The sequence below is a fragment of the Roseburia hominis genome (assembly GCA_040702975.1).
Lineage (GTDB): Bacteria > Bacillota > Clostridia > Lachnospirales > Lachnospiraceae > Allocoprococcus > Allocoprococcus hominis_A.
Window position 1 is genome coordinate 2,889,660 of the sequence record CP159990.1, and the last position, 25,964, is coordinate 2,915,623.

Annotated in this window: 30 protein-coding genes and 1 pseudogene; 7 read left to right on the forward strand and 24 right to left on the reverse strand. The window is 42.1% G+C overall.

The features are described from left to right. The 14 genes from ABXS75_13380 to ABXS75_13445 form a co-directional block, all read right to left on the reverse strand. A complete protein-coding gene (locus ABXS75_13380) occupies window positions 1-1,371 on the reverse strand; it encodes an MATE family efflux transporter (protein XCP84057.1) in 1,371 nt (456 codons plus the stop codon). 34 nt (window positions 1,372-1,405) lie between these two features. Continuing rightward, entirely contained in the window at window positions 1,406-2,587 is a 1,182-nt protein-coding gene (locus ABXS75_13385) for a cation diffusion facilitator family transporter (protein XCP84058.1), read from the reverse strand. 66 nt (window positions 2,588-2,653) lie between these two features. Next, window positions 2,654-3,223, reverse strand: coding sequence for a TetR/AcrR family transcriptional regulator (locus ABXS75_13390; GenBank protein XCP84059.1), 570 nt, complete (start codon window positions 3,221-3,223; stop codon window positions 2,654-2,656). A 168-nt stretch (window positions 3,224-3,391) separates the two neighbouring features. Beyond that, on the reverse strand, window positions 3,392-3,721 hold the full coding sequence (locus ABXS75_13395; protein ID XCP84060.1) for a winged helix-turn-helix domain-containing protein: 330 nt from the start codon (window positions 3,719-3,721) through the stop codon (window positions 3,392-3,394). A 234-nt stretch (window positions 3,722-3,955) separates the two neighbouring features. Next, window positions 3,956-5,485 carry an ABC transporter ATP-binding protein gene (locus tag ABXS75_13400; protein ID XCP84061.1) on the reverse strand — a complete coding sequence of 510 codons (1,530 nt, stop codon included), beginning with the start codon at window positions 5,483-5,485 and terminating at the stop codon, window positions 3,956-3,958. Beyond that, window positions 5,457-7,058, reverse strand: a complete 1,602-nt coding sequence (locus ABXS75_13405) for an ABC transporter ATP-binding protein (GenBank protein XCP84062.1) — start codon at window positions 7,056-7,058, stop codon at window positions 5,457-5,459. Before ABXS75_13405 ends, ABXS75_13400 begins: the two co-directional genes overlap by 29 nt. Beyond that, window positions 7,042-7,998, reverse strand: a complete 957-nt coding sequence (locus ABXS75_13410; protein ID XCP84063.1) for a helix-turn-helix domain-containing protein — start codon at window positions 7,996-7,998, stop codon at window positions 7,042-7,044. The genes ABXS75_13405 and ABXS75_13410 overlap by 17 nt, the downstream gene beginning before the upstream one ends. Before the next feature lie 146 nt (window positions 7,999-8,144). Beyond that, window positions 8,145-8,258 carry a helix-turn-helix domain-containing protein gene (locus ABXS75_13415; GenBank protein ID XCP84064.1) on the reverse strand — a complete coding sequence of 38 codons (114 nt, stop codon included), beginning with the start codon at window positions 8,256-8,258 and terminating at the stop codon, window positions 8,145-8,147. A gap of 13 nt (window positions 8,259-8,271) precedes the next feature. After that, entirely contained in the window at window positions 8,272-9,000 is a 729-nt protein-coding gene (locus ABXS75_13420; GenBank protein ID XCP84065.1) for a biosynthetic peptidoglycan transglycosylase, read from the reverse strand. Between the two features lie 206 nt (window positions 9,001-9,206). After that, complete coding sequence (locus ABXS75_13425; protein XCP84066.1) at window positions 9,207-9,557, reverse strand: response regulator; 351 nt, start codon at window positions 9,555-9,557, stop codon at window positions 9,207-9,209. Window positions 9,558-9,591: 34 nt separating this feature from the next. After that, window positions 9,592-9,936: a YxeA family protein gene (locus tag ABXS75_13430; GenBank protein ID XCP84067.1), complete on the reverse strand. Its 345-nt coding sequence runs from the start codon at window positions 9,934-9,936 to the stop codon at window positions 9,592-9,594. Between the two features lie 149 nt (window positions 9,937-10,085). Continuing rightward, on the reverse strand, window positions 10,086-10,868 hold the full coding sequence (locus tag ABXS75_13435) for an ABC transporter permease (protein XCP84068.1): 783 nt from the start codon (window positions 10,866-10,868) through the stop codon (window positions 10,086-10,088). A gap of 4 nt (window positions 10,869-10,872) precedes the next feature. Next, window positions 10,873-11,676, reverse strand: a complete 804-nt coding sequence (locus ABXS75_13440) for an ABC transporter permease (GenBank protein ID XCP84069.1) — start codon at window positions 11,674-11,676, stop codon at window positions 10,873-10,875. Then, window positions 11,669-12,592: an ABC transporter ATP-binding protein gene (locus tag ABXS75_13445; protein XCP84070.1), complete on the reverse strand. Its 924-nt coding sequence runs from the start codon at window positions 12,590-12,592 to the stop codon at window positions 11,669-11,671. The genes ABXS75_13440 and ABXS75_13445 overlap by 8 nt, the downstream gene beginning before the upstream one ends. Window positions 12,593-12,748: 156 nt before the next feature. Between ABXS75_13445 and ABXS75_13450 the strand changes: the two genes are divergently transcribed. Together ABXS75_13450 and ABXS75_13455 are read left to right on the forward strand one after the other, a co-directional pair. Continuing rightward, complete coding sequence (locus ABXS75_13450) at window positions 12,749-13,444, forward strand: response regulator transcription factor (protein ID XCP84071.1); 696 nt, start codon at window positions 12,749-12,751, stop codon at window positions 13,442-13,444. Beyond that, window positions 13,441-14,814 (forward strand): HAMP domain-containing sensor histidine kinase, encoded by a 1,374-nt coding sequence (locus ABXS75_13455; protein XCP84072.1) that lies wholly within the window; start codon window positions 13,441-13,443, stop codon window positions 14,812-14,814. The genes ABXS75_13450 and ABXS75_13455 overlap by 4 nt, the downstream gene beginning before the upstream one ends. Before the next feature lie 101 nt (window positions 14,815-14,915). Here the strand turns inward: ABXS75_13455 and ABXS75_13460 are convergent, their stop codons facing one another. From ABXS75_13460 to ABXS75_13480, 5 genes are all read right to left on the reverse strand, one after another. Then, window positions 14,916-15,368: a GNAT family N-acetyltransferase gene (locus ABXS75_13460; GenBank protein ID XCP84073.1), complete on the reverse strand. Its 453-nt coding sequence runs from the start codon at window positions 15,366-15,368 to the stop codon at window positions 14,916-14,918. A 53-nt stretch (window positions 15,369-15,421) separates the two neighbouring features. Beyond that, a complete protein-coding gene (locus ABXS75_13465) occupies window positions 15,422-15,718 on the reverse strand; it encodes a DUF1062 domain-containing protein (protein XCP84074.1) in 297 nt (98 codons plus the stop codon). Next, window positions 15,709-15,996, reverse strand: a complete 288-nt coding sequence (locus ABXS75_13470; protein XCP84075.1) for a CD3324 family protein — start codon at window positions 15,994-15,996, stop codon at window positions 15,709-15,711. The genes ABXS75_13465 and ABXS75_13470 overlap by 10 nt, the downstream gene beginning before the upstream one ends. 242 nt (window positions 15,997-16,238) lie before the next feature. Beyond that, window positions 16,239-16,679, reverse strand: a complete 441-nt coding sequence (locus ABXS75_13475) for a GNAT family N-acetyltransferase (protein ID XCP84076.1) — start codon at window positions 16,677-16,679, stop codon at window positions 16,239-16,241. 70 nt (window positions 16,680-16,749) lie between these two features. Further along, on the reverse strand, window positions 16,750-17,073 hold the full coding sequence (locus tag ABXS75_13480) for an inorganic pyrophosphatase (GenBank protein ID XCP84077.1): 324 nt from the start codon (window positions 17,071-17,073) through the stop codon (window positions 16,750-16,752). 420 nt (window positions 17,074-17,493) lie between these two features. Here ABXS75_13480 and ABXS75_13485 point away from each other — a divergent pair, with 420 nt between their 5' ends. The 4 genes from ABXS75_13485 (at window position 17,494) to ABXS75_13500 (ending at window position 20,510) form a co-directional block, all read left to right on the forward strand. Next, window positions 17,494-18,012, forward strand: a complete 519-nt coding sequence (locus tag ABXS75_13485) for a DUF6431 domain-containing protein (GenBank protein ID XCP84078.1) — start codon at window positions 17,494-17,496, stop codon at window positions 18,010-18,012. A gap of 89 nt (window positions 18,013-18,101) precedes the next feature. After that, complete coding sequence (locus tag ABXS75_13490; GenBank protein ID XCP84079.1) at window positions 18,102-19,370, forward strand: DDE-type integrase/transposase/recombinase; 1,269 nt, start codon at window positions 18,102-18,104, stop codon at window positions 19,368-19,370. Continuing rightward, window positions 19,370-20,176 (forward strand): AAA family ATPase, encoded by an 807-nt coding sequence (locus ABXS75_13495; protein XCP84080.1) that lies wholly within the window; start codon window positions 19,370-19,372, stop codon window positions 20,174-20,176. The genes ABXS75_13490 and ABXS75_13495 overlap by 1 nt, the downstream gene beginning before the upstream one ends. A gap of 19 nt (window positions 20,177-20,195) precedes the next feature. Then, window positions 20,196-20,510, forward strand: a complete 315-nt coding sequence (locus ABXS75_13500; protein XCP84081.1) for a DUF6618 family protein — start codon at window positions 20,196-20,198, stop codon at window positions 20,508-20,510. A gap of 151 nt (window positions 20,511-20,661) precedes the next feature. On the opposite strand, the gene ABXS75_13505 is transcribed toward ABXS75_13500, so the two are convergent. The 4 genes from ABXS75_13505 to ABXS75_13520 all read right to left on the reverse strand — a co-directional run bounded on the left by ABXS75_13505 (window position 20,662) and on the right by ABXS75_13520 (window position 23,999). After that, on the reverse strand, window positions 20,662-21,804 hold the full coding sequence (locus ABXS75_13505; GenBank protein ID XCP84082.1) for a crosslink repair DNA glycosylase YcaQ family protein: 1,143 nt from the start codon (window positions 21,802-21,804) through the stop codon (window positions 20,662-20,664). 78 nt (window positions 21,805-21,882) lie between these two features. Next, the gene (locus ABXS75_13510; protein XCP84083.1) at window positions 21,883-22,494 is read right to left on the reverse strand and encodes a GNAT family N-acetyltransferase; all 612 of its coding nucleotides are present in this window, start codon (window positions 22,492-22,494) and stop codon (window positions 21,883-21,885) included. Between the two features lie 444 nt (window positions 22,495-22,938). Next, the gene (locus ABXS75_13515; GenBank protein XCP84084.1) at window positions 22,939-23,544 is read right to left on the reverse strand and encodes a transglutaminase family protein; all 606 of its coding nucleotides are present in this window, start codon (window positions 23,542-23,544) and stop codon (window positions 22,939-22,941) included. Window positions 23,545-23,567: 23 nt separating this feature from the next. Continuing rightward, on the reverse strand, window positions 23,568-23,999 hold the full coding sequence (locus ABXS75_13520; GenBank protein ID XCP84085.1) for a VOC family protein: 432 nt from the start codon (window positions 23,997-23,999) through the stop codon (window positions 23,568-23,570). 294 nt (window positions 24,000-24,293) lie between these two features. Here ABXS75_13520 and ABXS75_13525 point away from each other — a divergent pair. Then, window positions 24,294-25,457: pseudogene (locus tag ABXS75_13525) on the forward strand (IS110 family transposase). A gap of 51 nt (window positions 25,458-25,508) precedes the next feature. On the opposite strand, the gene ABXS75_13530 reads toward ABXS75_13525, so the two are convergent. After that, the gene (locus ABXS75_13530) at window positions 25,509-25,919 is read right to left on the reverse strand and encodes a GNAT family N-acetyltransferase (protein XCP84086.1); all 411 of its coding nucleotides are present in this window, start codon (window positions 25,917-25,919) and stop codon (window positions 25,509-25,511) included. Window positions 25,920-25,964: the final 45 nt, after the last annotated feature.

A 25,964-nucleotide genomic window follows, 5' to 3' on the forward strand; every position in this document is an offset into this window, starting at 1 on the left:
TCAAGCCACCTCCTGTTGAGATATAGAAATCCTATCTGCTAAAGTATGATTTATCTTTATAGCAAAAATAACTGTGATGATCGTTGTTAACAAGTCTGCCATAGGCTGTACCCATATCACGCCAGTTAGATCAAACAGCCGGGGCAATGCGATAACCAGAGGGAAAAAGAAAATACCCTGTCTGCTCAAGCTGAGTACACTTCCCACTAAACTTTTGCCAATAGCAAGATACAGTGTCGCATACACCATTTGGAACCCAAAAGTTATAAACAATACTGCATTCAACCTGAGTGCCTTTTCTGCTAAATCAATCATTTGCGCATCCGTTCCAAAAAGTGAAACAATCGGATTTGCAAATACAACAAGTATCACGGCCGCAATTGCCCCAAATACTGTCAACCAAATCATGCAGAGCTGAATAGATTTTTTCAATCTGTCAAACTTCTTTGCACCATAGTTATATCCTGCAAACGGCTGAAAGCCTTTCAAAAATCCGAAAACAACATAGGTTACTACAGTCATAATACGGGTAACAGCTCCCATGGCTGCTACCGCATAATCGCCATAAGGTTTTGATGCAGTATTGATTGTTCCCATTGCTGCACTCGCAAGAAGCTGGAACAAAAGTACAGGAATACCTATTTTCAAAACTTCTGCATAAATAGTCTTTGAAGGTGCTATGTTCTTAACTGAAAATCTCAATACACCTTTCTTTTTTACGATGTACCCGATATAAATTGTCATATTGATACACAACGAGATAACCGTTGCGATAGCTGCTCCCTCAATGCCTAACTCCATACCATAAATCATGATAGGATCTAAAATCACATTAGCGATACTTCCCGTAAGCATGGCGATCATCGTGAACTTAGTAGCTCCCTGTGCTGTAAGCAGGTTGTTCATCATAACAGTAAATACATTGATGATTGAGCCGGTTACATAGATTTTTGCATAGGCCCTTGCGTAAGGTAAAATAGTTTCTGTTGAACCTAACGAAATAAGCACAGGGTCAAGAAAAGCCATAATGCCTATGATGATAATTGCTCCCACAAGAAGTCCAGAAAAAAGTGCAGTGGAAGCTGTTTTATTTGCCTGGTCGTTATCTCCCTTTCCAAGCAGCCGGGATATGTATGATGAAGCTCCTGCGCCAAACATCATACCCAGACCTATGATAATTTGCACGATTGGGAACACAACGGATACCGCTCCCATCTGGCTCATTCCCAGACCTCCTACAAAATACGCATCAATAGCGTTGTATAGTGCGGAGATCAGCATACCAACCATCGTCGGTATCCCCAGTTTAAGTAATGCAGAAGCAACGCCTGCTTCTTCTAATAAATAAATTCGATTTGACTTTTCTGCCATTTGAGTATCCTCCTTAAAGTTAAAATAATGTATATTACCGGTGCAGGCTGAAACGCTCACGCCGTATAATACCTTTGATAATGACATGGTATCCTGGATTTTCAGACTCAATCTTTTCTATAATATCTTTACGAATTTCTTCTTCTCTCTTTTGCAATTCGGCTGGGTAGACCATGTCGAAAGCCACATGAATGCAAGGGCCACTATCAATCAGTCTAAAGTTATCAATCGTAATCTCATCACTGTGCCTGCTTATCACATCGTATATTTGCTCTGTAAGGTTCTGTGTTAATACTTCATCCTCCAGAAGATAGTCAATCTGTATAAAGCAATCACAATGAAACTTTTGGTACAGTTCATAAGATAATTGGCTGACACTTGTGTAAAGCAGTTCACTATCCTTCCTATGTCCTTCCGCACGCATAGAAACCACAAAATACCCAAATCCATAATCGTGCAGCATCAGATTATGGACTGTAACGATTTCCGGATGTGACCTGACCATCTGCAGGATCGTATCTTTTGTACCTGCATCTGCGGCTTTTCCCATAATGCGCCCTAACACTTCCCACAAACTTTTCACTCCTGCAAAGATAATGAATACAGACACCACAACACCGTAATAACCATCAATCCCCAAATGAGTAAAATGAGATATAACCGTTGAAACCAAAACTGCGATAGTTGCAACAGAGTCGCTGATACAATCAGCGGCAGTTGCTTTCAGTGTTTCCGAATCAGTAATCTTTGCAAATTGCTTATTGTAGTAGTACATATAAACCTTGACCAGAATAGAAAGCACCAACACAATTACTACGGCAGCACTAAATACTGGCTCTTGTGGATTTGTAATCGCCCTGACCGAAGTTCCTGCCAGTTTTATTCCCATAAGCAGGACAGCAATAGATGCAAAAATCCCCATGATCCACTCAATTCTCCCATGTCCAAAAGGATGCGTATTCCCCCCGCCGTATCTTGCAATCTGAAATCCCAGAAGTGACACCAGATTCGTTCCCACATCTGACAGGTTGTTAAACCCGTCTGCTGAAATAGCAACTGAATGACTGAATAACCCGATTGCTATTTTTGCCGTACAAAGAAGCAAATTTAGCAGAATGCCGACAATACTTGACAATGTGGCATAGGCTTTCTTTACACTCGGATTTGATACATCATCTTTGTTCTTAACAAACAATCGTATAAATAGTGACATCATATAAAATTCCCCCTTTTTATAATTGAACAAAAATTCAATATTGTCCAATAAAAAATGGGAACCGATCTAAAGACCGATTCCCGACAAATACATTTTTGATAACTTTTGTAATATCATAACTGCCCATTCCTTTCCCTGGTAATGATACATAATCTGCATCAAACCATCTACGAAATTATTTGCAATGATATGGATAAAAACAGTGTCGATGGTATCATCGTTTCTGTGTTTTACCAAATGATCTTCTATATCCTGAACAAAACGCTCTTTCTCATGTTCATATATTGTCCCATCACTTTTGTCAATCAGGATAATAAATTCTTTCCGATGTTCAAAAAGATTAAGCAAACATTCAATCTCTGCTTTACTCAATCCATAGATTTCTGTATCCCTATGTTTGTTTGTATTCTCTTCGCCAGAGGTCAATACCCGTTCCCAATCATACAAAACAGGGCGGAGGACGGCATCAAAGAGAGCTTCCTTATTCTTGTAATAAGAGTAAATAAGACCAGTAGGGATTTTCGCTTTCTCTGCAATGTTTCGCATGGCAGACGATTTATATCCCCTACCATAAAATTCTTCTAAAGCCGCCTTTAGAATCTTTTCTCTTATTTCTTCCTTCAATACCTGCGCCATTTTGCTCTCCAATCTTGAATCTTCGTTCAATTATAGCGTATCACTTCTACTTTGTCAAGTCTTATTGCAAGGTATTGAAAAAGCAGAGGTCAGTCCTATATTCCTTGACCGCCTCTGCAGTTATTCCTAATCTGTCTTACAAACTGATTGCCCGCTCTATTTATCTAATTATATATTGCACTTTCCCACAAACCGATACCCTCTCCCAACCATCGTCTGGATCAAATCCGGGTTCTTCAGCTTTCTCCTGAGCTGGCAGATCACGTTATAGACCGCATGCTCACACCCTGCCACGCTCTCCTTCCAAACAGTTTCATAGATCTGTTCCGGCGAAAGCACCCAACCCGGATACTGTGCCAACAGAAAGAGGACATCAAATTCTTTTGGATACAGACTGATTTTTGCTCCAGACAGTAAAACCGTACAGCACTGTGGATCAATGGTAAGGTTGCCCCGTTGGATAACAGGTTGGCGTTCTATAAATGTTTGTGAAGTCATTCGTATCCACCTCCCTTCCTAATCCCCTAACTCTATCCTATCTGCTTCTTCCTGTGTAATTAAATAAACGGACAGGCATTGGGAAATCCGCCAATACCGCACACTCATAATCGCCTGATAAGAAAGCAGTATTGTCAGTTATTTTTTTCATCCTATCTGGATACACCGGCTTGCCACATCAAACAAAATCGTATCATGTGTAATCAAAATCACCGTTTTCTTTGTTTCCTGCAGTTATTTCTTCAAAACACGGACGCTCTCCTGATCCAGATGATTGGAAGGTTCATCCAGAATCAGAACTTCGGAATCTTTCAGCAATGTGCGGACCAACGATATCTTCTGCTTTTCACCACCGGAAAAGCTGGTATCTTCTTCCATCCTCCGGCCGGCAAGATGCCAGATTCCAAACTCCCGCATCAGACGATCCATTTTTTCTTCCCCCGCCTTGTTATTGCCCATAAGGATATTTTCCCGAACTGTTTCGTGGAACAAAAATGGCGTCTGCGGCGCACAGGCAATCAGCTTTCTCCAATCCGTCTTATTAATGACGCGAAAATCATGACCTGATATCTCGATCCTGCCCTCATAGCTTTCCAATGAAGTGCAGAGAATTTTCATCCAGGTAGATTTTCCCCTACCATTCTCCCCGCAGATCCGGATCTTTTCTCCTGTCATGATTTCAAAATTCAAATTTTCAAAAACTTTTTTCCCAGGATAAGAAAAACCAATCTTCTCTCCCGAAATACCAGAAAAGTGCTTCACCGGTTCCCCTCCTGTTATTTCTTCATCCTGATAAAACCCACATACCCGTTCTGCCGCGTTCTTCAGTAACGGATAATTCTGAATGATCTCCACGAGATCATTTAAAAACCCCTGAGCAACCGTAAGATAGATAAACAAAGAGGCAAATTCACCTGGAGTTACGCTTCCTCCAGCCACCATCACGGCACCTGCCAAAAGAAGCAGTACCATAGTCATCTGGTTCGTCAGTTCCTGCGCCTGCTCCGAAGACACCTTACAGGCAATCTGATGAACCGCACTTTTATGATAATATTCCCAGAACAGCTCCTCAACGCGGCTTCTGGCTCCCTGCCAGATCTCCCACATTTTTATTATGTATGGCATGCTTACAATATCCGCCTCATAATCTCTACGCTTTGCCTGATAAATCTTTTCCTGTCTGTCATATTCAGCCAGCTTTTCTTTAAAGAAAAAAAGTACGATAAGTTTTGCTGCCGCTATGGCAAACATCAATCCTGCCATTCCCCAGCTGATTTTTCCGACATAATACAGAAAATATCCCAGGCAAAAAGGCAGGGAAATAGCTTTCCCCAAAAGCCTTACCCACTGAATACGCAGAAGGTTCGGCGCATATTCCAGTTCATACTGAATCCTGCCGCTGCCTGATGACATTCCTTTCTCAATTTTTTTATTCAGGTAATGCCCAAAAATAACCTGATCGTGGCGCAGTGATTCTTTAAACATCACGAAATCTGAAAGCATTCCTGTAAACGGTACGGCAAATGCTACGAAAAACAGACACAGGAACAGAGCTGCCGCATGTTTTTTCCCCATGGAAAAGTTTAACTCAAAAGCTGAATCTGCAAATTTTCCCAGCGTATCCGCAGTAACCACACCAAGGGTTCCAGTCAGGATCGCCGTAAATACATTCATCAGCAGGGGAATCCTCATTGCATATGCACATTCCCGGATCACTTTCTGCATGACTGTTCTCTTAATCCTGTAATTCTTTCTTCTCATCATATATCTGTCCATTCTCAATTCTGATCATACGATCCGCCGCATCACGAAACAAAGGATCATGACTGACCAGAACCGTTCCTTTTCTCTCTCTGATTAATTCAAAAAGTGTCTCTCTGCCTTTTTTGTCAAGGTTATTGGATGGTTCATCCAGCAGCAGCCAGACCGGCTCCATAGCAAAGCCAATTGACAGAAATACTTTTTTTCTTTCTCCGCCAGAAAGGTCACAAATCGCTTTGCCGCTCCTGATTTCTTCTGTCAAACCAAACCTTTCAGCAATCCGGACAATCTTTTCCTGTTTCTCTTTTCCAAACATCTTAAACAAAGCATCCGCATCATAATGGTACTGGGGATCATGCTGCAGAATGTAAAACAGAATATCCGGATTTATCTCCGAAAAAACTGTTTTTCCTTTCATACAGATTTCACCATCATCCGGAAGAATAAGCCCGGCCAGCAAGTTCAGCAAAGTTGTCTTTCCTGCGCCATTGTTTCCTATTAACAGATAATTTTTGTCAGGCTCAAACTGGTAATAGATACTGTTCAATATCTCTTTGTCCCCACAGCAACAGGATACACGCTCCATCCGTATTCCCTTTGTTTTATAATGGCTCACCTGGCTCTTCTGCTTCTCATCCTGACAGATCCACTTTCTGATCCGTTTTTCTGCATTCTCTGATACCGCCATTTGGGGAAGTGCTTCAAATATACCCTGGACTGAACGGAAAAAACCTTTGGAGAGATAAACTGCCTGAACTGCAAGATCAGTCGAACAATAACCTGCTATAACGTAAAATCCAATCAACGCATAAGTTCCAAACTGTAAAATATGATCCATCAACCGATACATGGATCTCTGTGCCGCTGCAGCAGCATCCGCCTTTCTCCCAATCAACACATATTTTCTATGATAATCGGACAGTTTCTGCTGCCACCATGCTTTTAAATCGTACAGTTTTATTGTCTCAAAACCTTCTGTTGCCTCAACCACATGATTTGTGATCTCAGCTTCTATTTCCTCGCATTTCTCATAGCTGATCTGCATATACTTCTTTACGATCATCGGAGGAAGTAGCTGGGTCAATGAAATAACAGCCAGAGATACGGCCACGGCCGGACTTTGGATTAACAAAAATAAAAAGTATCCGACTGCCTCCATCGCTCCAGAAACAATGCCTGGATACAATTCGATATATCTTCCAGTCACCTTATCCATATCGCTGGTAATGTTTTCGATTAACTCTCCATAATCAGTTCTGAACAACTGATCGGTCGTATTTTCCAGAAAGCTTTCCAGAAAATGAATTTTGGAGCAATGCACCGCGCGCGTCGCTTTTTTCTGCAGATCAATATTTGCTGCAAATTGGAAAAGGGCATATAACACCACCAAAATTATCAGGATAAATGAATACCGGACAACCCCTTCTACGTTTCCAGAAGTTGCCTGGCGGACTACCATTGCCAACATCTGTGCATTAAGAAAAGCCGCAGGTATGGACAGGGTCTTTATCACAATATTTTCGTAACATACCCGCTTTGAATCCATCCAGAAAATACTTTTATTCTTCTGATTCATAATCTTCTTTCTCTTTAGCTATTAGTCCATCTTTTTCTGCGCTTCTCTGCGCCATGTCAGCTTCAACATCGAACCCTTTCCGACGGAGTTTTTCCGCAATTTCCCCATACAGTTCACACGCTTTTCCATAATCTCCTGTTTTCTCATACAACATTGCCTTACTATATAATTCATCGAAGAAAAAGGTTCCTATTTCCCCTGCCTTATCATAGCACCGGATTGCTTCATCATATTTTTTGAGTTTCTCGCAAACCTCTCCGCCATTAATATACAGCGTCCAGGCATCAGGAAATTTTTCGATTGCCTGCAAAAAGCAGTCATACGCTTCCTGAATTTTTCCCGCACAAATATATGCATCAAGCAGCAGATCCATCTCCTGGGAATTTTCAGGCTCTGCGTCTACCCGTGCTTTCTGCTGAAGAATTGCTTCTTCCCCTTTCCCCAGCGTAGAAAGTAACGATATCCGGCAGGCACAGGCTCTGTAAAAGGAATGTTCATCCAAATCAGGGCCTCCATTCAGAATGCTGTCATACCACTTCATTGCTTCATTTTGGCAGTATTCAAGCATCCACTGATGAATGTTCGCATAATTCCACTTATCTTCTATTGAAAGTGTTCCTTCATTTATGAGCTTTTTATACTCATAAAGGCAGTTCATAAAATCATCTGGTTTTCTTGTCTTTTCATAGACAGCCGCCAGGCGTTGCGCATAATTATCATAGGCTGCCGGATTCTTTTTATAAAAATCATCAATCGTTACCCCATAAATCCTTGCTAAAGCCGGAAGTGATAAAACATCCGGTAAAGTTGTCCCACATTCCCATCTTGAAACTGTCTGCGTATTAACATTTAAAATATCAGCTACCTGTTCCTGCGTAAAATTTTTTGCAAGACGAAATTTTTTCAGATTCTCGCAAAGCACTGTTCGGTTTATATCCATTACCTTAAAATCTCCTGTTTGAAAATTTTTGTCCTATTATACTCCAAAAAAGAATGGAAAATAAGGTCTTATTTCGTGATTGCTATCTTAAAATCTGTATAGTCAATAGCCACATCTGTTTCCAGATGCCTGCTACCAACTCTTATTCACCCCACAAACCGATACCCTCTCCCAACCATCGTCCGGATCAAATCCGGGGTCTTCAGCTTTCTCCTAAGCTGGCAGATCACATTATAGACTACATGCTTACACCCGGCCATACCCCTCCCTTTTCTAACTTGCCGATACTATTCTGTCCGCTTCTTCCTGTGTGATTATTTTGTTTCTTACCATGCTTCGCAGCACTTGCTCTACTCTCTGTAAAGCCAGTTCCTTATTTTCATCCAAAGAATAAACGGACGGGGCATTGGGAAGTCCTGCCAATACCGCACATTCATAATCGCTTAATTCGGAGGGTTCTTTTCCAAAATATCCTACAGCAGCCTGACGGATACCGTAACATCCGTTTCCAAAATAAACCGTATTGGCGTATAGCCCAAAAATTTCTTCTTTCGTATATTGGGATTCCAGCTCCAGTGCCGCAAACACCTCCGCTGCTTTCCGTTCCAGCTTTTTCCCCTGTGTAAAAAGCATATTTTTTGCAAGCTGCTGTGTGATCGTACTTCCACCCTCCACAAAAGACATCTCTCTGAGATCCGTCCATACGGCTCTCCCGATTGCGATCAGGTCAATGCCAGGATGACGGTTGAACCTGTGGTCTTCCACGGATATTGTGGCATCAATATAAAACTGCGGCAGTTCAGAATAGGGAGTAAAACCTTCCATGCTGTGAATCTCTTCCACTCTCTCACGAATGGACTTTTCCTTCACTGCCTTATCATACATCCGGTATCCCTTCACACCATAAAAAGCACAGGATACAAATAGCAGGCAAAGCAGAATGAAAAACAGACTAATAAATATCTTTCTGACAGGATGTTTCTTTCTTCGTTTTTTCCTCATAGGCATCCAACCTTCTCCAATTTCCTGACTGTACAATCTGCAAATAACCACACAATGCCAATAGCAGCAAACAGCATACACAATAGGCTGATAAAAACGAACAGGATTGCCACCCCTGCCATTTTCTTTATTCTCTGAATAGTTTCTCCCCAAATACAAATATCCGTCTCACTTTTCATATTTCACGCTCAAATCTTATCATTTTGCTACTCATAATTTATTATGTTTCTAATGGTTATTAGCAGATCGGGATCAGTCTTGTTACAGAATATTCCGCCATAAAACCTTACGCTACGAATCACAAATGAATCCTCTGTCCCGGACATTAAAATGAACGGGATTTTCTTCCCACTTCTGTGAAGCCGCTTTAAAAGCTCTAATCCGGTACCATCCGGCATATTGTAATCTGAACAGATTAAATCAACTGCTATATTTTCGAGAATCTTCAGAGACTCATTCACACCACCCGCCTCATATATCTCAAACTGGCCCCTTAAAGCATGCGATAAAATCTCTAAAAACGTAACGTTGTCCTCTACAATCAATATCTTCTTCAACAGTTACACTCCCCTGTTAACAATAACTAAAACATCATTCTGAATAAACAGTCTGTACAGCAGATGGAAGTTCCGTATATTCCACTTCCTCCCAGTTTACAACTCCACGGATTGGCGCCGTTTTCAAGCATAAGTAGGCCTCATCTCTAAGAATTTTACTTGTTTCAAAAGTAACATCCCGCTTCTTGCCATTTTCATCATAAGCTGTCAGTGTGTAGGAATAATTCATCGCACCGTGCGGGTCAATTTCTTTTACCTTTGTGTTATCAATTTGTGTATAATAATTAGTTCCGCCAGTTCCTGCATAAATGGCGATACCTATACAGAGGACGATTAAAACCGCCATCCCAACACCAATCAATACCTTCTTTTTGTTCATCTTATCCCTCCTTAAATTGCTCCATTTTTACTATCTGCTGCCAGCTTAAAACAAATCAGCATAACTGCTATGCCAATACATACCCATATTTTTTTCATAGACACTCACCTCGCTTGCTTTTGTGTTTTCTTTCCTTTTATTCAACCAGATTACCAGCCTCTTTTTCGCTCTGCTTTTTTGGGCATTCTTTTTGCTTTTGCATTGGGAAGTTTTTCCAGACGTGTAAAAGCATTTAACAACACCACGGAGCACAGCATCATAAGAATTAACACGATGACTGCGGGAAAAACCTGATAAGAAACACTGTCATATTCCGCACCGCAATACGGATCAATCAGAATCATTGCGGCCTTGATCGGGAACCAGTTCAGCAGGGAGCCCTCAAAGGTTGCAAAGTAACCATATACGAACGCAACTGCCACACCGATCAGACTGCTGCCAAAAAGAAACGTATTGGCAATAATGAGCGGAAGCACCGAAAGGTAAACCAAAAGATTTGCAGCGATAATCCGCCCCGTTGCAATCATGATGCTGCAGGCAGTCATGCCGGGAAATTGCAGGAGCAGATTCATAATAACAGTAAGCATAGCATTGATAAGGCTGAACGCTATGGAGAGGAAAAAAAGAATCTCAAATTTCCCAATCAGCAGCTTTTTATAAGTAACAGGAACCGTTAAAATTGATTTCAGTGTATCATCCGTTGTTTCCCTCGAAATGATAAAAGAGGCCGTCAGCATCATTACCACAGGGAAAAAATAAGTACAGTTCTGCTGAATCACCTGATGGACAAAATAGCCAAAATCCCAACCGACAGAGGTGCTGGCCGTCGAGTAGAAATAACTCATAAATACAGAGAGAAACATCATAGCGGCTCCGGCCTTAATTACAGAATACCGTTTTATTTTCCAAAATTCAGTTATAAGATTATCCATTTCATCACCTCGTCCATTTTTTATAAAAGCGCAGCATGAGCAGTAGCGAAAGAACCAGCGTTATCCCCAGTACAACGAATGCCCAGATGTCGGAGGGAAACAATAAATAAGCTGCTTCTGAAAGATGTCTGTCTGCCATACGTCCTAACATTTTTTTGCTGCTCCAGTTCATCAAACATAATGTCGGGAACAGATTGATTATCTTTACAAGTGATAAATTTGTTTCAACGATTGATAAAACACCCCAATTCAAAATCGCATAGAAAAACGAAAGCAGCGTGGAAATCAAATAGGATTTGTTGAAATAAATAATGAATACGATGACAGGCAATGTAGCAATTGTAATACCAATTCCAAAAATAAAACTGAATGCCAGCTTGAATCCAATATCATAAATGATTCCCGCATTTAAAATCCATGTAAAGAAAGTCATAAACGTAAAGTTGCAGAGTGTGTAGAAAAGCCCATAGAACAATACGACAGATAATTTTGCCGCAATCAGCCGCGATGTGGTAACCGGAATCACACACAGATTTTTAAAAGTATCATTATCCCTCTCCATAAAGAACAGTATGGAGGCCAGAATACCCAGCAGGCAAGGCTCCAAAAAAACCAGGCCGTAGCCAAGCATCATCGTATAAGATAAATCGAACCGCCCTTTTAAAAATTCCACACTCGTATCATTCCCCATTCCCATTTTAGAAGTGTATACCACAATAAGAGGGAACATCAGAGACAGCAAAACGATAAAAGGCACAATCTTTTTGCGCTTCAGTTTTGCAAATTCACCGGCTATCAGGTTAAGCAATTCCTTCACCCCCTGTTACCTTTTTAAAATAGTCCTCAAGCGTATCCTCACAAAGGTGCGCTTCGGAGACTTCCAGACCATTTTCCACAAAACAACGGGTAATAGAAGCAACCGGCAGATTTACCGCCATGAGCTGGATATTATTCTTATCCTTGATTTTGAAAATCCGTGTCTGGAACACAGTCTCCAGCAGATGGGCGGCCTGCCTGCTGTCCGATACTGTAAAGTGTATATAGTGCCGGTTTTTCTGTTCCAGTTCAGCAAGACTTTCTTCCTCCAGCAGCTTGCCGTGGTCAATGATTCCAATATCGTCCGCCAGCAAAGAAATTTCTGAAAGAATATGGCTGGAAATCAGAATGGTCTTTCCGCTGACATCGCACAATTCCCGGATAAAAGAACGCACCTCTGCAATGCCGATAGGGTCAAGGCCGTTTATCGGCTCATCCAGAATCAATACTGCCGGATTATGCATAACTGCCAGGGCAATCGCCAGCCGCTGTTTCATACCAAGGGAATATTGTGAAAAAAGTTTTTTATCCCGATACGGCAGATTCACAAGCTCTAAGGCTCCCTTTATATAATTCCCGTCATCCAGTCCCCGCAATTTTGCAAAAATTTTAAGGTTTTCTGTAGCCGTAAGATTTGGATAAAATCCCGGAGATTCAATCAGGCTGCCAATACGGGGGAGAATCTTCTTTTCATTTCCCTGTATCTGCCTCCCAAAAATCCTTACTTCACCGGATGTCGGTGCAGTCAGCCCCAAAAGCATCCGCATCGTTGTGGTTTTTCCGGCGCCATTTCTCCCAAGCAGTCCATAAATACGCCCTTTCCTAACGTGAATGTTTAACTCAGATACACTTTCCTGGTCCCCATATTTTTTTGTCAGGTTCCGGGTTTCAATGATGTAATCGCTCATAATGTTTGTACCTCCTTTTTGATTCGCAATCAGCATAACATACCATTCTTGAGGGTATCTTGAGGGAACCTTGAGTTTACCTTGAGATTTCAGAACCTGAATAGGATTTTTCTAATATTTGAGTTATAATAAGGAATACAAAAAAGGAGGTGCCCTATGAAAAACAAAAGCATTCTTATCGTTGATGATGAATCTGATCTTCTGGAAATGCTGCAGTCTATTTTTGAACGTGCCGGATATACAAAAATTGCCACTGCATCTTCTGGGAAAGAAGCACTGGGTATATTTCGGAACCATCAGCCTGATATGATAATCCTTGATGTAATGATGCCCGGGATGGACGGATTTACGGTCCTTAAGGAAATCCGCAGAATAAGCACTGTTCCTGTGCTGATGCTTACAGCCCGCGGGGAAGCTGATGATAAGTTTTCGGGATTTGAAAATGGTGCGGATGATTATCTGGTAAAACCTTTCCTGCCCAAAGAACTCCTCCTCCGTGTACAGGCAATCTTAAACCGATCCTATCCGGAAAAGGAAAGAATCGTATATCTGGACGCATCCACTGTTGATCTGGATAAAGCGGAAGTTCAGCGCGGCAATGAAATATTTTCATTGACCGCAAAAGAGTTCCTGTTGTTTGAAAAACTATTTGAAAATGCCGGAAGGATCGTAACCACAGGCTCCCTTTGCGAAACAGTCTGCGGAGAATTTTGGGAAGGTTATGAAAATACACTGGTAACACATATCCGGCATTTAAGAGAAAAGATAGAGGGCAATCCTTCGAAGCCTGTTTCACTTTTAAATGTAAAAGGGCTTGGATATTGCCTTCACCTTAAGGAGGACAAACGATGAAACAGGTAGATAGTTTTTTTCGGCGCTATATCCTTTCTACCCTGGGGATTTTAATATTGTTTCTTGTTGTCAATGTCGTGCTGGTCGGTCTGTTTCTTCTCACTGCACATTTGAATGGCGTGAAAGATCCCGTTTTCCCCATAGAGCATTTCGCCTCTTTGATCGAAAAAAAAGACGATATCATAGCAGCCGATTCTGAAGTACAGGATATTTTGACACAGACAGATACATGGGCCATGCTTTTAGATGAAAATGGGACTGTAATCTGGCAAAACAGTTTGCCAAAAGGACTCCCTCTTGAATATTCCGCAACGGATATCGCAATATTCAGTAAATGGTATCTTGATGACTATCCTGTGAAAGTCTGGAAACATCCCGACGGGCTATTAGTCATCGGCTTTCAGCCCGGCACAAGGGTCCATTACTATTTTTCAATGAAAGCGGACTATCTTTATGCTGCGATTTTAGGTATTATCTGTGCCCTGATCATTAACATCTGTGTAATGGTCATTCTGTTCATACGAAATACCAGAAAAGTCGAAGTAGCCATGAGACCGATTATGGATGGAATCCATAAACTTTCCCAGGGGAAGGCATTCCATCTGGAAGAGAAAGGAGGGCTTGCAGAAATCAATGCAGGGCTGAACCATGCCGGAGCCTATCTTATAAAAAAAGATAATACACGGGCTGAGTGGATTCGCGGAATATCCCATGATATCCGGACGCCTCTTTCTATCATTTTAGGTTACTCCAGCGAAATTGAAGATACCCCTGACTTACCTGCGGCAACAAGAAGGCAGGCTGGTATCATCCGGAAACAGAGTGAGAAACTCCGTTCACTGGTTGCAGACCTGAATTTAACAACAAAACTGGAATATTCCATGCAGCCGATCCACATACAGGCTTTGAATCCGTTTGAGCTTGCCCGACAGGTCATAAGTGAATTTTTCAATAGCGGGCTGTCAAAAATGTATGGATTGAATTATTCTGAAGCAGATTCTGATACAGTAAAACCTATATATGGAGATGTTTCTCTACTCAACCGGATGCTCCACAATCTGATACAGAATAGCATTACACATAACCCAAAAGGCTGTCAGATATCTGTTTCTGCCAAAATAGACAACGGAACCTGTATATTCTGCGTCACGGACTCCGGCTGTGGAATAAAAGAATCTTATCTGTCGCTGCTAAATAACGATACCAGCATCCCAAGTTCACAGGAAGAAACGGACGAAGCCGAGCATGGATTAGGGCTTAAAATAGTGCGGCAGATTGTAAAAGTGCATCAAGGAGCAATCCAATTTTCAAATGTCTTACCACATGGCTTAAAAGTCGAAATCCATTTACCAGAAAAACTCAATAAATAACTGCAAAAATGTCCCAGAGTAGCTCAATGCTGCTCTGAGACATCCCTCTTATCCCAACAAATCCCAATATCCAGATCACATAATTTTGTTCCTTTATAATTTTATCTATGAATATACATTCTTGTTTTTTCTTCTTCTCCATCACCTTGAACCATACATAAAAATTCCCAACCATAACGTTCATAGAATGATGTATGATCTGTAATCAAATAAACAGGTGTTATTCCCTTATTTTTCATATCTTCTACAACAAGCCTTAGCAACTGCCCTGCTATCTCCATATTCCGATATTCTTTCTCTGTATATACCGCACAAACATTAGGGGCAAGATCTTTTCTGTCATGGAAATCATTCTCAACCACTCCCAAACCAGCAATTATTTTATCCTCATCTAAACAAAGATACCAGCCATACTCCGTTAAACCTTTCAGATAAGCTTCCATACACTCAAAATATGCTTCTCGTGGCACACCCCATTTACTATGAAACCATGTAGCTGCAGCATCCATAAGAGCTGGCTCATCTATCAGCTTAATATATCTATATTCTTTCATTATGTCTCCTTTATTACAACAATAAGCCAGACGCATTTATCTGGCTTACTATCTCACTTAAATTCAGCATGATTTCTTTTTAAAAACGCTATATCATTTCCATATTTATAAGCAAGTTCAGAATCGTTTTCAAAGAAGCGCTTATACTCATCCGATATGATTTTTGCAGACTTTTTCCTTTCATAAACAGCAAGATTCCATGAATGCTTACATTTTGTGCATCTGTATATGAGCCATACATCAACACGGCTCCCATTGGCATTCACTCTAAATTTACCTGTATTTATGAATACTTGCTTTTTTCCACACCCCCCGCAGCGGTGATATACTTTTATTGTATCTATTCGCATCTTCTTGAATCTGTCGTATCATTACTCGTTCTTAAGATTCTTTGGATGCTCTTTTGGGATAAGGAATACTCTTCTGCAAGGCCTGCTATGGAAACTCCACTCATATGTTTTTGACGTATTTCATCGTTTCTTGACTCATAATACTGCTTTGTTTTGGTCTGGCTACCCCAATCCTTTTTCTCTCTACATGGAATGTATATGCTTTTTCCACTGACATATTGCTGAATAGTTTCTATTAATTCGTGTGGCAGAATCTCCTCTGCCCTAACATAGCCCATTACAATCCTCCTAATATCTTTTCCGGGGATTCATCTGAGCTTAACTATTCTTTTATTTTAAGCTCAGACTACTGAGCAATAACATATCTTCTTCTCATATATAAGCCACTCCTTTCTGCGTTCTCTGTCATATGATACATATATCATACGGTCTTTGCAACCTCATTTTTATTTATAAACAACCTTGTCCTACACAAAGCTAAAATATCTATTTTGTTCAATTCTATAGGATAGACTTTGCACTACATATCTAACCATTGAATAAAAGCTGTTTTATCTGTACAGTTATATCCTGCATTTTTATAAAATTCTAACGTCTTTTGTTCTTTTGAACCTGTAAGCAGCATCATCTTGTAGCAATTATTATTTTCAGCTATGGTTTTTGCATAATTTAAGCATTCCGTGGCATAACCATGCCCTCTATAGTCTGCATGAGTAACAACATTTTCCACAAACGCATACGGACGTATGTTTCTTGTTAAGTTTGGAATAATCACACAAACGCACGAAGAAACAATCTTTCCGTCGATAGCCTTCACAATAAGATGATGATTTTTATCTGCTATAATTTGATTCCAAATGACCGATAAATGTTCTGACTGTTCCGGAACATTCTCTTCATGCAAATACAAATATAAATTCAACACTTCCAGCAAATCTTCCTGGTTCGCTTCACGAATCATTCTTATCACCTCAACTCATTTATCTCCGTCATAAAATATTTAATCCATAAATTTCATTATAACGAAATTATTACATTCTGATTTCCGACTTAAAATACTGTTCCTGAAACTTTATCTGCTCCATGATTTCCTTCTCACTAAAAGAAAGATTTTCAGGTGCAACCACCCATTTTTCTTCAACATCATCCAACCGATGTACAATCGCAATAATCTTTCCTGTAAATTCTTTAACAGCTTCATTTACACCAATGATATAAGCATCCTGCTCCTCACCATCCGGAGCCATAATGCCTTCGATATATCCGTAGTTAACAGGATAATACAGGTCTTTATGTTCTGGATGATAACTTCCAAGCGGTCTGTCAACGATGACTTTTACAATCTCTCCAATCATTCCAGCCTCCTTTTCTGCAAAAACGTTCAAACCGTCTGATGCGTCTATCCACATCGCGCTGCAGTGCCTTTGTCAGATGTCAGCCAGCAAATTAAAGTTCCTGTCTCCTGCACAAATACAGCAAATTAAAATCTCAACATTTAATTATTATCTATGTCAGCGTGCAGTAAAAAACAGCACACTTTTATCTTGACCATCCTGCTCTATTCCAGTATAGTTTTTATGGAACAAAAAAGAGAAAGAACAGCCCCTCCTACAGTTCGTTCTTTCTCTCATACACCAGCATACCTGCCATATACGGGATCATGTCCCACTCATGAGGCTTTGGCATCACTGACATTTATTATGATAAGAAATAATTCCCTGTTTTGCAAGTTAATTCGTATAAAATCTTCATCAAAAAAGCTTTTTGACTCCTTCATGGACGGTTTCCGGCCTGAACTACAGACCTGCCCCTGTTGTGGGGCAAAGGGAGCTTGTTCCGTCCATGCCTATTATGAACGTTCCCTGGCTGATTTCGTTGGTGGAAAGCCTGTCTGGCACAGCCTCTGTATCCTGCGCCTTGTCTGTTCCTGCGGCCATACCCATGCCATCCTTCCGGATTTCATCATCCCTTATTCCTCCTACGGCCTTTTCTTTATCCTCCGTGTCCTGGCGGAATATTTCCTTCGGCTTGCTTCCGTAGAAAAAATCTGCGCACGCTTCTGTATTAACCAAAACCAGCTCTACCATTGGCTTTCCCTGTTCAAAAAGCAGAAGGAAGAGTGGCTGGGCCTTCTCTCTTCCAGGGAGTCCTCCGGCCTCTCTTTCCTGAAAGGCCTTTTTCGGATGCCCGCTTATTCCGGCTTTGCATCCGGTTTTGTCCGCCGCTTCTCTGTCTCCTTCCTCCAGTCCCACAGAAATCCGGCGGCTTACTGCCAACAGCAGTTCGGCCCCTGAACCGTTTCCCAGACACCACATAACACAGGGATGGTCTCCAGGCTGTTCTTCCTATATGCTGATAGAAAACAGTAAAGGAGGATTTTTTTATGCATTACAACACCAAAAACTTTTCAGACGCATCTGCTATGGCACAGTTCCGGCTCGCACTCATTGCACCGGTCATCCATGGCCTTTATCCGGATGCGTCCAGAAACGCCTATTACCAGCGGGTAACGGAAAAACCCCTCACCCTGCCTGACGGCTCTGTATTCCAGTACAGCCCCAAGACCCTCAGCAAGTGGGCCTCTCTTTACCAGAATGGCGGCATTGACGCGCTCATGCCCCGGGAACGTTCCGACAAAGGCTCCACACGCGCCTTGCCGGACACGGCCATTGAAGAGATCTACCGGCTGAAAGAGGCTTTCCCACGCTTAAACGCAACCCAGATCCACCGCCATCTTGTGGAGGAAGCTTTTATCCCCGCCTCTGTCAGCGTCTGCGCCGTCCAGCGCTTCGTGAAAAAGCATGACCTGAAGTCGGCGCGCAATCCATCTATGAGGGACAGGAAAGCTTTTGAGGAAGATGCCTTTGGGAAAATGTGGCAGGCGGATACCTGTTACCTCCCTTATATCACGGAAGGCGGGCAGCGCAGGAGGGTTTACTGCATTATGATCATTGATGACCACTCGCGTTTCCTGGTGGGCGGCGGCCTTTTTTATAACGATAACGCCTATAACTTCCAGAAAGTTTTAAAAAACGCAGTTGCCTCCCACGGCATTCCGGCGAAACTCTATGTCGACAATGGCTGCAGCTACTCAAATGAACAGCTCTCCCTGATCTGCGGCTCCATCGGCACGGTCCTCCTTCATACAAAAGTGCGGGACGGCGCCAGCAAGGCCAAGATCGAACGCCAGTTCAGGACATTCAAGGAGACCTGGCTTTATACGCTGGACATGGATTCCATCACGTCCCTGGCACAGTTCAATTCCCTCCTGCGGGACTATATCCGCACCTACAATACTTCCATGCATTCCGGCATCGGCTGTACCCCCATGGAACGTTACCAGAAGACGCGCTGTGCCATACAGATGCCAAAGTCCAGGGAATGGCTGGAGGAATGTTTCTTAAACCGCATCAACAGGAAGGTGAATAAGGATTCCACTGTCTCCATCGACAAGGTCTCCTATGACGTCCCCATGCAGTTCATCTCATCCAAAGTTGAGATCCGCTTCCTTCCCGACGATATGTCCTCTGCCTACATCCTTTATGAGGGGGAGCATTATCCCATCCGGCCGACAGATAAAAATGAAAACTGCAGGACAAAACGTAACAACACCCCTTCTATTGATTATTCAAAGATAGGAGGTGCCTGCTGATGTTCCGCACTTACTATGGGCTGGCCTTCAACCCTTTTGACAAACAGATGGCCTCTGAGAAGGACCGTTTCCTCTCGAAAGACATCTCGGAGATGCTCTCACGGCTGGACTACCTCAAGGATACCAGGGGCATCGGGCTGTTCACCGCACGCCCCGGCATGGGCAAGTCCTTCGCACTGCGCTGTTTTGCCAAAAGCCTGAACCCGAATCTTTACCACATGGAGTATCTCTGCCTCTCTACCGTCAGTGTCATGGAGTTCTACCGCCAGTTCTGTTCTACGCTTGGTATAGAACCCAAAGGCGGCAAACCCGGCATGTTCCGGGCGATCCAGGAGCAGGTCCTCTATCTCTACCGTGAAAAGAAGCAGCCCCTCCTCCTTGCCATCGATGAGGCACAGTATCTCTCTACCGGCATTCTGGAGGATATCAAGATGCTCATGAATTACGGCTATGATTCCCTCAACTGCTTTACTCTCATACTCTGTGGGGAGCCCCATCTGAACAATACGCTCAAAAAGCCCGTCCATGAGGCACTGCGGCAGCGTGTTACCGTCCACTATAACTTCTCCGGGCTCTCCGATTCGGAAGTCGGGCAGTATGTCCTCCACAAGATCGCCTGTGCTGGCGGAGCTTCCTCCATTATTGACCATGCAGCCCTGTGTGCTGTCCACAGCCACTCCCAGGGCAGTCCCAGGCTTGTTGATAACCTGATGACCAACGCGCTGACACTTGGGGCACAGATGGAAAAGAAGGTCATTGATACAGAGGTCATCCTGGCTTCCGTCAGCAGCCAGAACCTCGGCTAAGGAAGGAGGGGTACTGTTTATGGAATACACCTGTATTCTCAGGCACGGTTCACGGAAAGAATGCTGGACTGGAAAACTTACGCTGCTGCGGAAACTTCCCGGCCAGTACGAAGCAGAAATCAGCGGGAGAGGGACTTACTTCCACATCCTTGCCGGGCGGCATAAATATGGGAATTACCTGTGCATCCCCAACCATGATATCGGGTGCGAATTATCTGATTTCTCCGATATCTTCTGGAACGAAGAAAGGCTCCGCAGTCTGATGCGGAAGGTAGACGCAGTAACCGTGGCCACCGCCCTGGTGTATCTGCCTGCCCTGGCTGATAATATTTGAAAGATTACGAATTTTACATGGGCTGTGGATCCCACAATGGATTCCACAGCTCTTTGTATTTCAGAGCAGTCTCCCTGTTGCCAACAGCGTGCCGCGTTTTTGATAGAAGAATGCATTTGCAGGTTGCACTGCGCAGTCAACGGGATAAAAATCAGAAAAATAATTCGCCGTTTATGTCTCCTTCAATTTGCCGTCCAACAGTCAGACGCAAGTCCGGCTCATACCAGATATTTTTTAGTTCCAGCTTTCCCTGCTTTTTATCATAAGCCATTTCTATCCTGCCTGCAAATCTGTCTCCATAGAGAATCGGCAAAACATAATAACCATATTTACGCTGCTGCTTCGGCGTATAGATTTCCCATTTATAAGAAAAATCAAAAACTGCTCCTATAAGCTTCCTGTCCCAGATCAGATTATCCAGCGGTGCAATAAATTCACAGCGCTTTTTCATCGGGGGATTTTTCAATATAAATTCTGCAAGTCCTGCATCCTCCCTGCGGCAATACAACGGCTCCCCAATCTCTTCCACTTTTACTTCAATAATCTTCTCTTCTTTTAACAGCATCTCGAATATAGCATTTCTCTGTGCAGCCTTAAGTCCCTGTATACCCAGCCATGCGTCAGAAGCATGGTTCCACAAAAGTCCCACCGAACCAATGCGCTCTGACACCAGCCATTTTCTATAATCAAAATCCGAAAGATAAGGCTCTGGTTGATTCAAAAATTCTGCCGGAATGCATTTTTCAATCAGATCATAATATTTCAATGTTCCGCTCTTATGATGGATTCCCAGTTCTCCGACAAAATACATATGTTCCAACGCCGCTCTCGACAGCTTGGTATCACTCCAATACCAGGAAACCTTTCCCGCTATGTCCAAATCTGCGCTGCACAGTGGTCCCCGCCGTGCAATTTCCTCACGCACCCGTTCCTGTACCTCCAAAATTTCTGTATGGCTTCTCTCCCAGCTTCGGTGAGCCTGCCGCTCCCGGCCAAAATATTTCCAGTTTTCTATTGGAAGAATCGCGAGATTTTTATCAAAATAATCCACCAGTTTCCGGTCAATATATAAAAGCTCATAAAGCATCGTCTTTTGATAGTCTTTGATTCTGGACTGCAAAACCAGATCCGCATTTCTGCCACAGACATCCACCGGATCAAACTGAATGCATCCTGCCTGCCGGATAAAAGAAAGGATTCCTTCTTTTCCAACAAATTTGTAATCCCCCAGCAAGCCATGCTTTAATAACAAAAACTGCCGCGCCTGTTTTTTCGTAAAATAAATTCTGTCCATTTGCCCTCCCACCGCTAATACAGAAAACGGCAGAACCCGTCATCATACTGTAGCAACAGAATTAATCCATAATGTTTCCTATTTCTTATTAAGAACCCAATAGTATTTATACTGAGTGCCATCATGTCCGGTCAGCGCCTGATCTGATTCTTCAAACCCCAGTACCGCCAATGCCTGAATACGTTCTTTTGCGGTTGGAACTGCTTTCGTTGCCAGCATCCGGCAGGAAAACATGTCAAACGCCGGAGTGCCTATCTGTTGTAAAATTTCCTTTATCACATCTGCTTTTTCATAATCACTTCGCAGATCCAGACGCAGCAGCCCGCAGTCTGTGAAATAATCCTCAGCATCCCTGTGGAATAATTCAACCGTTCCTATAACTTCTTCCTCTTTATGGCTGAAAATACTCCATCTCACAAATCCTCTTCTTTCATACTCCCAAAGCCAGTAGCTGACTGCCTCCCTCATCCTTTCCAGGGATGTATAATGGAAGTCATCCCCACCGCAATTATCACTGTTGAAAAAAGGAACCGCCTTCTCTTCCGAATAAACCTTCAGCAAATCTTCCGCATCACTTTCTGCGACCAGACGTAAGCAGTATTTTCCATCGTCAAAAACCGGGCAATCCTGATACACATCCCCACAGCTTCTGTCCTTCTTGCGGACAGCGCGCACCTCACAGTTCTCCATTCGCAATTTCCATCATCTGCTTTACCGTCTACTCTGGCATCATGTGGGAAACATCTATTTTTTCTGTATCTATCTTCCAGTACAGACCAACCTTGCGATACTTCTTGGAATTACATCCTACGTCCGGATATTGGCATCCACATCCTTCTGTAACTGTTTTCTTAATTCCTCCGAACTGCACACCAGCGAAATATTATGTATCAGGCATCCACTTGTTTTCAGCTTCGATAATATTTCATCTATGATTCCCTGCTCATAACCTAGCAGAAGATAACATTTTCATATTCCGGACAGCAGATAAAATTATTCAAAAGAAAAGTAGTGCTCTCCAGAACAACCTTTTTCGTCTCTAGAGTCACCTAAAAAGGATGCATGTCCCAACACCAATCCCCATCTAGCAAAACGCTGTTACCCAGTTTTTGTTTTAGCCCGATCAACTGGAAGTTAGCAAATTCTTTCGGGCAGCAAATGCAGATACATATATAATGCATCTGTACTATTTTCAAGAATATCCACTGTCTTTGGTAACGGTTCAGCATACACGGTATTATAATCTATCTCGTCATACTCCTTCCGAATGGAGAAAGCCAAACATTCATCATCAATAGAAAAGTCTGCTTGTATACCATCTTTGTTTCCTCTTGCATCTATACGAATCCATTTATCAATGGATTTTAGATAAATGGCATTTAGGGCATGGATACAATATCCAGTCTCTGGCGTATCGCCTAATGTAAGCCTTTGATAGCATATTCCAGAAGGAATACCATTGGCTCTTAATAGTGCAGCCAATAGGTTAGCTTTTGCCCAACAAATACCAACACCCTCTCTTAATACATCTGAGGCCGTTACCGTAACTCTTCTATCCTGGACATCCCATGAATGCTTAATTTCATCTCTAACAAAATAGTAAGTGGCCTTTGCCAGCTCGATTTCACACCCGTTGGATTCTTTTAGTTCCATGGCTTTTCTTTGTACACCTGGTTCATCCCCATCAATATAGTGCGAAAAGGCAAGGTAACTGTTCATATCATCTTGAATGGTCAACATATAACACACCTGCAAATTGGTACTTAAAATTGCAACATACCTTTTTCATCATACTTAAAATCAGGTCCCCAAGCAACTTCCCAGTAATATCCGTCCAAATCTTTGAAATATGCATGATAACCACCCCAAAATACATCCTGAGGTTCTTTTACAATTGTTCCTCCTGCTTTTCTGGCTAATTCAATTATTTTATCGACTTCATCCTTGTTTTCCACATTATACGCTAATGTAATGCCACCAAATCCGTCTCCAATTTTGGGCGGATTATCTTCATTTATATCTTTCACCAACAAATCCAAAGGAAACAATTCAAATTTTGTTCCTGGCGTATCGAAAAAGCATACATATGGATTGTCTTCTCTGCAATCCGTTTTATAACCTAAACCATCCCTGTAAAATTTTATTGCTTTCTCCATACTTTTTACGCCCAAACATATACAAGTTATTTTATTCATTTAAATCTCCATTCCGCCGCCAAGTCGGCGGCACAAATAGTAATGAAAGCCTTCAACCCCTCCACATTTCTGATAAAATAATTCTTAAGAAGCTACACTACAAAGCACGGGGAGGTGAGTCGTAAAGACTTTCTTTGTTTTAGACAGCATTTAAATCAGTGTAAGTTCCATCTTTCAAGCACAAATAAGTGGCTCGCAAGACCGTACAGTAAGAATTGTTTTAACTTCTCTGTTAAATGTGTGGTGGAACAGTCAATGGCTTCTTATCATTTTAATTTGAAAGGAGTTTTGACCATGAAAGTTGTTTATCAAACCTGTTGTGGTGTCCATGTACACAAATCTTTTCTCGTTGCCACAATCATTAAAACTACTTCCGGAGTCGAACCTTCTTATCACAAGAAGCGTTTCTCCACCTTCAACAATTCTATCCTGCAATTCAAAGAATGGTTGATTGAAAACCAATGCCGTGATGTTTGTATGGAATCCACTGGAAAATACTGGGTTCCTGTATTTAACCTTTTGGAAGACGAAATCAACGTCACCATCGCTAATCCCAAATGGGTAAAAGCTGTCAAAGGTAATAAGGACGATACTAAGGATTCCAAATGGATTGGGGATTTGTTTCGGTTAGGTCTGGTTCCCGGAAGTTATATCCCTTGTAAACCGATTCGTATCCTGCGTGAATTCACAAGATACCGTTACAAGCTGACTTCCTGCCGTTCCAGTGAAAAGAACAGATATCAGAATGCGCTTACTGTTTGTAATGTCGCATTAGATTCGGTTGTTTCTGATATCTTTGGGAAATCAGCCACTTCTGTTATTGATTACCTAATCGAGCAATCCGACAATTCCATCAACCACGAAGAAATAGCTTCCAGACTGCTTCGCTCCCTGAAGAAGAAGTCTGACCGTGTCATTGAATCCATCGAAGGGTACCAGATGACTGATTCCCAAAAATATCGTATGCGCCTCGTCCGCGCACATATGGATTATATCACATCTACAATAAATGATATAGACACTATGACTGATTCTTTGATTGCACCCTATGAAAATGCTGTCCAGTTACTGTGTACCATTCCAGGTGTTGACCGTAATAGTGCTGTCACGATTATCTCTGAAATTGGTACCGATATGGCTCAGTTTTCTAATTCCAAACGTTTATGCTGCTGGGCAGGATTAACACCTGGCAACAATGAATCCGCTGACAAGAAGAAATCTGTCAGAATAACACGTGCCGGTGTCTACCTCAAACCTGCATTAGTACAAGTTGCTCATGCAGCCGTGAAATCTGATAAATCTTCTTACTACAAAACCAAATATGAACGAATCACAAAACGCCGTGGCAAGAAAAGAGCCATCATTGCCATCGCCCGGATGCTCCTGACTGCTGTCTACCAGATGCTGTCTACTGGCGAAGCGTGGAATCCGACCGATTTATTCAAAATAGATATGCCCGAACCTACTTTCTTTCACAGTAGTACCTCCCGTAAAATTTTTATAAGTTCTTTACTCTTCATTACGAATAGCAAACACATATCTTCCGTCAATATATTCAAACCCATTTTGTCTATAATATATTACAAGTTTTTCGTTTTCTGCAATCAGAATAATGTATAAATATTTGCTATATTTCTCCTTAATTCTACGTAGCAGTTCTCTGCCAATTCCACGACCCTGATATAAAGGATTTACGCATAAGTAATGAATATATGCGGTTAGTTCGCCATCATCAATAGCATTAATAAGTCCCACTAAATATCCGCCGTCCCATGCGGTAAAAACTGTCTCGCAGTTATCAAGTGCCTTTTTCACACGCTCTGGATAATTAGCAGACAACCAGCCAACGGATTGAAATATCTCTTTTATATCATTTGCTGAAAACACTCTTTTATCGGTATATATAATTTTCATTCCCATCACCTGCCTGATATGTACAATTCCATAGAATAGACTACCCTTACA